General features: G+C 63.4%; 6 protein-coding genes and 1 tRNA gene. 5 read left to right on the forward strand and 2 right to left on the reverse strand.

Annotated features, from left to right (window positions below):
- Window positions 1–4 precede the first annotated feature (4 nt).
- Window positions 5–2,587 carry a cyanophycin synthetase gene (gene cphA, locus RUW20_RS17840; RefSeq protein ID WP_313953569.1) on the forward strand — a complete coding sequence of 861 codons (2,583 nt, stop codon included), beginning with the start codon at window positions 5–7 and terminating at the stop codon, window positions 2,585–2,587.
- Between the two features lie 9 nt (window positions 2,588–2,596).
- On the opposite strand, the gene RUW20_RS17845 is transcribed toward cphA, so the two are convergent.
- Window positions 2,597–4,585 carry a flagellar assembly protein A gene (locus RUW20_RS17845; protein ID WP_313953570.1) on the reverse strand — a complete coding sequence of 663 codons (1,989 nt, stop codon included), beginning with the start codon at window positions 4,583–4,585 and terminating at the stop codon, window positions 2,597–2,599.
- Between the two features lie 658 nt (window positions 4,586–5,243).
- Here RUW20_RS17845 and RUW20_RS17850 point away from each other — a divergent pair.
- From RUW20_RS17850 to RUW20_RS17865, 4 genes are all read left to right on the forward strand, one after another.
- Window positions 5,244–5,798: a hypothetical protein gene (locus RUW20_RS17850; protein WP_313953571.1), complete on the forward strand. Its 555-nt coding sequence runs from the start codon at window positions 5,244–5,246 to the stop codon at window positions 5,796–5,798.
- A gap of 147 nt (window positions 5,799–5,945) precedes the next feature.
- Window positions 5,946–7,313: a pseudouridine synthase gene (locus tag RUW20_RS17855; RefSeq protein WP_313953572.1), complete on the forward strand. Its 1,368-nt coding sequence runs from the start codon at window positions 5,946–5,948 to the stop codon at window positions 7,311–7,313.
- Between the two features lie 279 nt (window positions 7,314–7,592).
- Window positions 7,593–8,456 (forward strand): HDOD domain-containing protein, encoded by an 864-nt coding sequence (locus tag RUW20_RS17860; protein WP_313953573.1) that lies wholly within the window; start codon window positions 7,593–7,595, stop codon window positions 8,454–8,456.
- Between the two features lie 179 nt (window positions 8,457–8,635).
- On the forward strand, window positions 8,636–8,854 hold the full coding sequence (locus RUW20_RS17865) for a hypothetical protein (RefSeq protein WP_313953574.1): 219 nt from the start codon (window positions 8,636–8,638) through the stop codon (window positions 8,852–8,854).
- Window positions 8,855–8,928: 74 nt separating this feature from the next.
- On the opposite strand, the gene RUW20_RS17870 is transcribed toward RUW20_RS17865, so the two are convergent.
- Window positions 8,929–9,004, reverse strand: a tRNA-Phe gene (locus RUW20_RS17870).
- Window positions 9,005–9,073: the final 69 nt, after the last annotated feature.

Here is a 9,073-nt window from a genome sequence, read left to right on the forward strand (position 1 = left end):
GTTCATGGAAGTATCGCGAATCCGCGCTTTGCGCGGCCCCAACCTCTGGAGCCGGCACACGGCGATCGAAGCCATTGTCTCTTGCGCCGAAGACGAGCGCAGCATCGACAACATCCCGGACTTCGAGAACCGTCTGCGCGAGCGCTTCCCGGAACTGGCCATGCTGCGGCCGGCCGGTCACGATGAACCGGTATCGATGGCGCAGGCGCTGGAGTTCGCGGCGCTGGGACTGCAGGCCCAGGCGGGCTGTCCGGTCACTTTCAGCCGCACCGCCAAGACCGTCGAAGCAAGCACCTATCAGGTGGTCGTCGAATACAGTGAAGAGGTCGTTGGTCGACTGGCCTTCGAACTCGCCCAGCATCTGTGCACCGCCGCTGTCGAGGACAGCTTCTTTGACCTCGGTGAAGCACTGGACCGCTTGCGCGAACTCGATGAGGATGTGCGCCTAGGCCCAAGCACCGGGGCGATCGTCTATGCCGCGATGGCGCGCAACATCCCCTACCGCCGACTCACCGAAGGCAGCATGGTCCAGTTCGGCTGGGGTAGCCGCCAGCGGCGCATCCAGGCAGCAGAAACCGATCGCACCAGCGCGGTAGCCGAATCGATTGCCCAGGACAAGGAATTGAGCAAGATTCTGCTGCACGCCGCCGGCGTTCCGGTCCCTACCGGGCGACCGGTACTCAGTGCCGAGGATGCCTGGGCAGCAGCCTGCGAAATCGATGCTCCGGTGGTCGTCAAGCCGCAGGACGGCAACCAGGGCAAGGGCGTCGCGGTCAATCTGATCACCCGCGAACAGATCGAAGCGGCTTATGCGGTGGCCTTCCAGGTCAGCGACGAGGTACTGGTCGAGCGCTACATTCCTGGCCATGACTACCGCCTGCTGGTAGTCGGCGACAAGCTGATCGCCGCCGCCCGGCGCGATCCGCCACTGGTCGTCGGCGACGGCGAGCACAATATCCTGGAATTGGTCGAGCGGGTGAATAGTGACCCGCGACGCGGTGAAGGTCATGCCACGTCATTGACCAAAATTCGCCTCGACGAAGTGGCTCTGGCGCGCCTGGAAAACGCCGGCCTGACACCTGAATCGGTACCGCCAAGAGGCTCGCGCGTGGTCCTGCGCAACAACGCCAACCTGTCAACCGGCGGCACCGCTACCGACGTCACCGACGACGTTCATCCCGAGTTTGCAGCACAGGCGATCGCCGCGGCGCAAACCATCGGCCTCGACATCGCTGGCGTAGACATCGTTTGTGACAGCGTCCTGCGCCCGCTCGAGGCGCAGGGTGGCGGCATCGTTGAACTCAATGCGGCACCCGGCCTGCGCATGCATCTGCAGCCGTCGTTCGGCAAGGGGCGACCGGTTGGCGAAGCGATCGTCGCCAACATGTTTGCCGATGGCGATGAAGCTCGTATTCCGCTGGTCGCCGTCGCCGGAACGAACGGCAAGACGACAACCGTTCGCCTGATCGCCAACATCTTCGCCGAACATGGCCTGCGTGTGGGCATGACCACTACCGACGGCGTCTACATCGAGGGCCGGCGCATAGATACCGGCGACTGCAGCGGGCCCAAGAGCGCCCGTAACGTCCTGCTCCACCCCGACGTCGATGCGGCAGTGCTTGAGACGGCGCGCGGCGGCGTGCTGCGCGAGGGGCTTGGCTTCGACCGCTGCGACGTCGCCGTGGTCACCAACATCGGTCTCGGCGACCACCTGGGACTGTCTTACATCAGCACGGTCGAGGACCTGTCGGTCGTCAAGCGCGTCATCGTCCAGAACGTCACTCCCGAGACCGGCGTCGCCGTGCTCAATGCGGCCGATCCGATGGTCGCCCGAATGGCTGATTCGTGTCCCGGCAGCGTCATCTTTTTCGCCTGCGACCGCAATCACCCGTTGATGGCCATGCATCGCGCGCAACGGAAACGGGTCGTCTATCGCGACCGGGACTCGATCGTCGCGTCGGGAGGTGGTGTCGAGCACCGCATCGCCCTCGCCGACATCCCGGTCACCCAAAATGGCGCCATTGGTTTCCAGATCGAGAACGCGATGGCCGCGACTGCCGCCGCCTGGGCTCTGGAGCTACCTTGGGCGACCATTCGCAACGGACTGGCCAGCTTCGTAAACGACGCCCAGAGCGCACCTGGACGCTTCAACGTGTTCAGCTACCGAGGAGCGACGCTGGTCGCCGACTACGGCCATAACCCGGACGCCATTCAAGCACTTGTCGAAGCCATCGACAACATGCCGTCACCCCCGGGGCGTCAGCGCTCGGTGGTCATCAGTGGCGCCGGCGATCGGCGCGATGAAGACATCCGCGGACAGACGGAGATTCTTGGCGGCGCCTTCGATCGCGTCGTGCTCTATCAGGACCAGTGCCAGCGCGGGCGGGCAGATGGCGAAGTGCTGGCCCTGCTACAGCAGGGCTTGCAGAACGCCACGCGCACCACCGAGGTCAAGGAAATCACTGGCGAGTTCCTGGCTATTGACACCGCTCTGGCCGACTTACGAGCGGGGGATCTTTGCCTGATCCTGATCGATCAGATCGAGGAAGCGCTCGAACACATCGCCAGGCGCCTTGCCGAGGGCTGAAACAGCGCGTTATCCGCTGGCACGACCCGATCGGGCATCTAGCCGCGATCCTGGCGCCGGGCAGCTCCAGGCGAAGCGGCCAGACGAGCCGACGAAAAGCCGTTTCGCCGCGCCATCCGTGTTGCGCAGCCTGACCTTGAGCTCCTTGCTCGGAAGAGCGATCAGAGGACTATCCGTCACACGAAGCCGCAGCGCACTGATGCGCGTTTCGTCCTCGACACGATCCACCGCGCAAGCGAGTTCACTGCAGGCCTGCTCTCGAGCGCTGAGCATTTCCTCGATTTGCACAGACAGAGCGATCAACTCGGCGTCCAGCTTGCTGATCGCCTCAGCGATTTGGGACAAACCCCACAGTGTCGGCGCGACCCGCTCCGTTAACCGGCGCCAACCCACCTCCTGCTCGGGACTCAAGCTCGCTTCGCCGCTGCGCAACTTGTCGGCCAGGAGAAGGTAACGGGCGACCTCACGTTCGCTGCGCAAAGCGGCGGCTCGCTCCTGATGACCGGCGATCGCCTTGGCCAGCGTAGCGCGCTCTTGCTGCAACGCGGCAATCTTCGCGTCGTCGGCCGACAGGTCGGGCAGCAGGATGAGTAAGGCGTTGTCGACGTCCCGGCGCGAACGGGCAACGCCTACCTTGATGTTCTTTCCTGCCAGAGCGCAAGCCTCCGCAACCTCGATGCGCAATTCGTCGGCAACGATATCGCATTGCGTCGCTTGTTCGACGACTACCTGGCGGGCCAGGATAAGGCAGTTGTCGGCCCGTTTCACGGTGACGCAACCATGGAGCGCGGTCAGCGTCGCGCCAGAGGCGACCCCTTCGACCACGATGTCACCTTCGTTGTTGCTGGCACTGCCGCCAACCAGGTTGCGTTTCAGGCGGACGACGCCGCCGGTGGACACAATCTTGCCAAAGACGTCAGCGTACGCCGTGATGCTGCGACAGGTGACGACGCGCTTCTCCTGGATTTCGCCGTACTGCTCGTACATTTCGCCAGTCAGCGTCAAATCACCGGTTGTGCGGGCGCTGACCCCTTCCCGACTGACGATCTTGTCGGCAACCGAGAACTGGCCGGAACCCTTATCGATATTGAGAAAGCCATGGACTGAAGTCACCAGGTATTCGCCATCCTTTTCCCGGCTGATCCGGGTACCGGGACCGACCATGCGGGCCAGATCGAAATCTTTCGGCAACGGCGCCACCAACGGTTCCCCGGTGACGTCGCGCCCGTCGACTCCCAGTGTGCGCGGGATTTTCTTGACCAGACGTATCCCGGCGGCGACCTGCGGATAGCGCGTCTCGAACTGGAGCAGATTGACCTTGCCATCTGCCAGTTGGCGTGGCGCGTTGTTGCGGTGCAGGCCGGGCGCCTGCTCGATGATTTCGGCATCCTTGCCGGGCACCAACGGCCGGCGACGGGCGACTACCCGTCGCTCGGCCTTGTCGAGCCGAATGCCTTCCTGCACCATCGCCAGGTCCAGACCAAAGCGCACCCCCTTCGCCCACGCGCTGACGACGAATTCATCGACGTCCAACCGGGCGCACTCCGGACGCGCTGTCGACTCGCTGTCGGAGAGCCACTTTATCCCATTTTCATCGTCGTCGACAGTCGGTCGACCGACGCCCGGTTCGAGATAGACGGGTTCGAAGAGGTAGACGGCCACGCCGCGCTCGATCCGTAGCACCTTGTAGAGCGCCTGACGCTCCGGCGGGAAAGCAACGATGCCGGTTGCGAAAAACACCTCGTCGCTCGCCTCCTGATCACGGCTGGTCGGATCGTCGTAAAGAAGAGACTGGAACCGCGCGTAGTCGAGCCCGAGAAAGTAGAGGCCCAGGGCCACTACGCAATTGACGAAATCGACAAAATCAGCGGCAGACTCGACTCGCGAGAGAACGGCATGCAGACCGGAGTCATGTCGCACGATATAGCGCGGCAGCACGATCTGTCCTTCAGCGAGGCCGGCAAGATTGTAGATGGAGCCTGTCGGATGTTCCAGCATGGCGGCAGCCAGTCCAAGGTAGGTTACTCGCGCGGGCCCGCACGGCGCTTGGCGCCGAGACGAAAACACTTCAGAACGCCCGCCGCGTGACGTCGAAAAGCGACGTTACAATGCCTTACAACGGCACGACAACCGACATCCTGAAGAGTGCCACGCTCGCCAGACCGCAAAACTGCGTTCAGGGCCATAATCCACAGCCGTCAAAGTACCAGAAACAGCAGTTGGTGACACTACGCAAGTGGCGTGTATCTCTGTTTATCGAGCATGGCATTCAGGTAAGACCTTGAGTCCATCTACGCATTCGGCATCGCACCGGGTGCGCCACGGCGGAGCTCCGCAAGTTCCCGACCACTTCCGGCTGATTCAATGAGCAAACTCGGGAGGACCCCCACTCTGGCGGGAAACACCGTACGCAGGATCCTGTTTACCAGCATTTGTCGCCACCGGTGCAGAGCAGGAAAAGGCGTGTGGACGAGAACACCCATCACGCGGCGATGGTGATCGTTCCTGCCCGTCGCCGGAAGCACCCCGCACATTGGCCGGCCCCGGCACAAAATCGACAATACGCGTCAGCCTTTGTGCGACTGCTGCGTTATATTGATGGTCATCTACCATGTGCTTTCACGCACCTGGCGAAACGCCTCGCACGAGTTGAGCCATGTCCAGAGTACACCGATTCGCACCGCTATTGACCGTCATGCTGGCGGCTTGCGTGAGCCTGCCACCGGAAGGTCCGAGCGTAATGGCGCTGCCCGGATCGGGGCAGTCTTTCGCAAAGTTCCGCACCGACGATGCCACGTGCAGGAATTACGCCCGCCAGGCAATCGGTGGCAATGCCCCCGCGACGGCGGCCGTCGATGCCGGGCTGACCAGCGCCGCGGTTGGCACCCTGGTCGGCGCAGCGGTGGGTGCTGCGGTCAATGGGTCGAGCGGTGCCGCGGTCGGGGCCGGCGTAGGCCTGCTGGCCGGCAGCGCCGGCGGGGTGGCCGCAAGCAACGCTTCCAGCTACGAGTTGCAGGAACGCTACGACCAGAGTTACGTTCAGTGCATGTACTCTCAGGGTCAAAAGGTGCCGCTGGCCGGCGGCTTCGCGCTGCCCGAGGGCTACGCCACCCGGCCAGCGTCCGGATCACACCTTCCCCCTCCGCCACCGCCTACCCTTCCCCCTCCGCCACCGCCGCCCCGGGGCGCGCCGCCGCCACCGCCCCGTTAGCCCGACTTGCCGCTATCCCTCTTTCCCTGATTCTGCGACCGGGAAACCCTTTCGCTTGCACTCCGCGCCTCGTGACTCGTCCGGAGCGGAGACCGGTTCTGGCGTATTGGCGTACACTACGCACCCGACCAAACGGAAAACCTTGCCATGCCTCGCCAGACCCTGAAACTCCCCAGAAAGCCTGCCGCCTCCGCCACTGCCGACGACAGCAGGGCGCACGCACGCAAGCCCATCCGTGGCGGCTCCCAGGCCTCGAAGCGCGCTGCCAAGTGGCGTACGGACAGCAGCCCGGCAGTACCGGCGCCGGTGCCGGCGCTCAGCAGAACTGGCGATCGACCAAACGCTGCTCCGCGCTTCAAGCGGGACGCAGCCGAGGCGACTCGGAAGCACCAGAAACAGCCCGACGGCCAGCCCCCCACGGCCCGCAGGGGAAGCTCAGACGACACGCAACAGCCGTCGCAACCCCTTGCAGCGGAGGACCATCAAGCACCACGAACGGTTGCCAGTACGCCTGCCAGGGATTCAAGCGGCGGCCTGGGCGGTGCGCGCAACGCCAACCGTCGGCCAGACAAGCCGTCCAAGAAAGTTTATCCACCTCGTGGGGTTGCTCGCAGCACGGGCGCACGTGCGTTCCCGCCTGCGCCACCAAACCCCGACACGGACCCAGACGCCGCGCCGACCAGCGCTCGTAGCCCCTTGCCGCAGACGCAGGCGCGCCAGGACCCGCAGCCGACGCGGCAGCCGGACCCGGCCAATGTACCGACCAGCACGCCACGGGGCCTCGCGAAGGAGTCGCCACGGCTGTCGAAGCTGGTGAGCCAGCTGGCTGCGTGCTCACGACGCGAAGCCGACGAATGGATCGAAAACGGCTGGGTCAGCGTAGACGGTGTGGTTATCAACCGGCTTGGCGCACGTGTGAACCCCAAAGCCAGCATCAAGATCAAAGAGGCCGCGCGCCAGCACTCGACCGAGACCGTCAGCATCGTATTCCACAAACCGCGAGATCTTGCTGGCGAAGCAGAGGACGGCCGCGAGCGGGTCGCCCTGTTGATCCGCTCCGACAACCGCTGGGCGGAGGACAGCACTGCTTACAGCTTCCAGGCGTCGCATCTGCGCGGGCTGACACCGGCTGGAAGACTCGAGGCCGACGAGGGCGGGATGCTCGCCTTTACCCAGGAAGGTAGTGTCGCGCGCCGCGTGACTGGCGGTGATTCACGGCTGGAGAAGGAATATCACGTGCGCGTCCTCGGTGAGTTGGCGCCGGAAGGACTCGAGCTGCTCAGACACGGCTTGTCACTGGATGACGTAAAACTGAAGCGAGCGCAGGTCTCCTGGCTGAGTGACCAACAACTGCGCTTCGTAATGCATGAAAGCAGGAAAGGGCAGATCCAGCGCATGTGCGAACTGGTGGGCTTGCAAGTGACCGACATCAAGCGCGTTCGTATCGGCAGCGTCTCGCTCGGCAAGCTACCGGCGGGCCAATGGCGCTATGTCCGCAAGGATGAACGCTTCTGAAAACCGGCGATGAAGTTGCAGTAGTCAAGCCCTTTTCAGCACGAAAAGCGCTCAACAGGGACCGCTTGAAGCCCCGCCAAGCTCACCGGCAAGCGGTAGAAACAGCTTCCGTGGTTCGCGCCGCGCTAGCGGCCGGGGCCTGCGATCCGGCTGGCCGACAAGCCGCGCTTGCACGGCCAAAACGCTGCGACTACCATCTGGCTGATCATGGGGCACCTGACGAGGCCGGGCTTCGTCAGCGCGTTGGTCTTACGGACGGCCTTGTTTGAGGCGACATTGATGCTCGATACACCACCGCCACGAGACCTTGAAAGCTGGGTGGCCTTGCTCAGCGGCGCCGAAATGCCCATCCTGCGCCAGACCGCGCGCCGACTCGACGAAGCCCGACAGCATATGGACCGGGTCACTGGCCGAGACATCACGGACATTGTGCTGCAGGATCCGCTTCTAGCCATCCGCGTGCTGGCCTATATTCAGTCGTTCAATAGCAAGCACCTGCGAAGCGAGATCACCAACATTGCCAGTGCAGTGATGATGCTTGGCGTTAATCCCTTCTTCCGCAAGTTCGAGGACCCGCTCACCCTCGAAACAGCCCTCGGCCGCAAACCGCAAGCACTGCTTGGCGTGCTGCAGGTCATCCTGCGCACCCAGCGAGCCTCGCGCTACGCACACGACTGGGCTTTCGCGCGGCACGACATGAACGTCGAGGAAGTTGCTCTTGCCGCGCTGCTGAACGACCTCGCCGAGGTCCTCCTGTGGTGCTTTGCTCCCGAGAGGGCGATCGAGATTCGCTCCCGGCTACACGCCGCGAGAACGCTGCGCAGCGCCAGCGTCCAGCGGGCGGTCCTTGGCTTTTCGCTGGCCGAGCTGCAGCTGGCCCTCTGCCACGCTTGGCGCCTCCCGGCTCTGCTCACTACCCTGATGGACAACGATAGCGCACATCTGCCGCGGGTGCAGAACGTCAAACTGGCGACCAACCTCGCACGACACTCGATCGACGGCTGGACTGACCCGGCTATCCCGGACGACTTCGCTGCCATCCAGGACCTGCTGAACATCAATCGTGAAACGCTGCTCTCACGGCTGCAACTGCCACCTGAACTCCTGCCGGGGCTGGCGAGCGATCCAGCGGGCACCGAATGACCACGAATTCGGTACACGCAGTCACGACCACCGTCGGCTGAATTGATGGTTCGCAGCGATCAGGCGTGGCGGCAGACGAAAAACCGAACGAATCTCATGCTGAGGTAAAGACCCGGCTGCAAACGCAGCCACGCTTTCACACGCACTTCACACCGACCTCCCCGTCCTGGCAAAATCTGGTGCAATGCTTCCTCCGCGACGCTCCCGAGCGCATCACCACAGGAAGCTCTGCTTCCGTCAAGGGATTGGCGAACGCCATCACCACTTTTCTGGCTGGCCGCAACGGCAATCCGAAGCGCTTGGTCTGGCGCGCCAAGGGCAAGGAAATCCGGCGCAAGGTCCAGGGTGCCCGCGGCGAGGCGATCAGCGCACCCAAGACCGCAGCATCAAGTGCGTAGCTATTCTTGGGACAGCAAATTAGCCAGGGCAGCGGCAAAATACGGAAGGCCGACTGACAGTCGGCCTTGGACAGTGGTGGCCAAGCGCGGAATCGAACCACGGACACGCGGATTTTCAATCCGCTGCTCTACCAACTGAGCTACTTGGCCAACGAGCTCGGTAGTATATCCAAACGACTTCCTGCCGTCAAAAAAAGCAGGTCAATCGCGTAAATCCTA

The organism is Accumulibacter sp., from assembly GCF_032229525.1.
In the GTDB taxonomy this organism is placed as follows: domain Bacteria; phylum Pseudomonadota; class Gammaproteobacteria; order Burkholderiales; family Rhodocyclaceae; genus Accumulibacter.